Origin of the sequence: Streptomyces sp. NPDC051664 (assembly GCF_044453545.1) — a bacterium.
Classification (GTDB): Bacteria; Actinomycetota; Actinomycetes; order Streptomycetales; family Streptomycetaceae; genus Streptomyces.
Window position 1 is genome coordinate 1 of record NZ_JBITCU010000120.1, and the last position, 1,472, is coordinate 1,472.

At 67.0% G+C, this 1,472-nt stretch carries 1 protein-coding gene; it reads left to right on the top strand.

All coding sequences use genetic code 11. The features are described 5' to 3' along the window. Positions 1 to 42 precede the first annotated feature (42 nt). Positions 43 to 1,275: an IS4 family transposase gene (locus ACIA8E_RS41925; protein WP_399307367.1), complete on the top strand. Its 1,233-nt coding sequence runs from the start codon at positions 43 to 45 to the stop codon at positions 1,273 to 1,275. The last annotated feature ends 197 nt before the right edge of the window (positions 1,276 to 1,472 follow it).

Below are 1,472 nucleotides of genomic sequence, written 5' to 3' on the forward strand. Positions count from 1 at the left end.
CAATACCAGTAACTTAGGTGCAATCTGGTCGTTGTTGGTGGTATGCCGAGAGTGGGTCAGCTGAAGTCATCTGGTGAGCGTCTTTCGGACCGGGTCGCGGTCGGGGTGCTGACGCAGGCGTTTCCTGCGGGGCTTGTGGACGAGGTGTTGGCGGAGACGGGCCGGGTGCAGCAGCGGAACCGGCTGTTGCCGGCCCGGCTGGTGGTCTACTTCGTGCTGGCGATGTGCCTTTTCTCGGGGCAGAGCTACGAGGAGGTCGCCCGACTGCTGACCATGGGTTTGCAGGGTGAGCGGCGGTGGCGTGCGTCGTGGGCGGTGCCGAGTACGGCGGCGATCTGGAAAGCCCGGTCACGGTTGGGGGTGGCGCCGCTGCGGCAGTTGTTCGCGCGGGTGTGCCTGCCGGTTGCCGCATCGGGTACTCAGGGTGCTTTTCACCGTGGCTGGCGCCTGACCGCGATCGACGGCACCACGTTCGATCTGCCCGACACGAAGGCGAACGTGGAGGCGTTCGGCCGTCCGCCGCGTTCCGGGCGTGGCGAGCAGAACGTCGGCTACCCGCAGATCCGCATGGTCGGCCTGGTGGAGTGCGGCACCCGCGCCGTTTTCGACGCTGCGCTCGGCCCTCTGCGGACCGGAGAGCAGGCCCTGGCCCGGGCGGTCCTGCCGTCCCTGCGGCCGGGGATGATGCTGCTGGCCGACCGTGGCTTCTACAGCGTGGACCTGTGGTGCACAGCCGCGGCAACCGGGGCCGACCTGCTGTGGAGAGTCCGAAAAGACCTGGTGCTGCCCGTGGTCGAGCAACTCCCGGACGGCTCCTACCTCACGGAGATCTTCGACCGCAGCGACATCCACCACATCCGTCGAGGGGTCCCGGCACGCGCGGTGGAGTACACAATCGCCGGCCACGAGGGCGTCTACCGGCTCCTCACCACGATCCTCGACCCGGACAGGGCCCCAGCCGCAGAACTGGCCGAACTCTACGCACAGCGATGGGAGTTCGAGTCCACCCTCGACGAGATCAAGACCCACCTCGGCGGTTCCCACCTGGTGCTGCGTTCGCAGCACCCCGACGGAGCCGAGCAGGAACTCTACGGCTTCCTGCTCGTCCACCACGCCATCCGGCACCTGATGCACCAGGCCGCACGGCAAGCCGACCACGATCCCGACCGGATCTCCTTCACCCGCTCACTGCGCGTCGTGCGCCGCCAGGTCACCGACCAGGCGGCGTTTTCCCCCCGACAGACTCGCCCGTGCGGTCAAAGCAACCCACGCTGAACTCCTCGAACGACTCCTGCCACCACGACGCCGCCGAGCCAACCCCCGTGTCATCAAACGCAAAATGGCCAACTGGCCCCTCAAACGCGCAGCCCACCATGCTGCAGAACACCCGTCCGCCCCGGCCGTCACCATCGTCAATGCCACCAAGCCCAAACGGGTCAAGCGGATAAAAACGCCCTAAGTTACCGGCATTG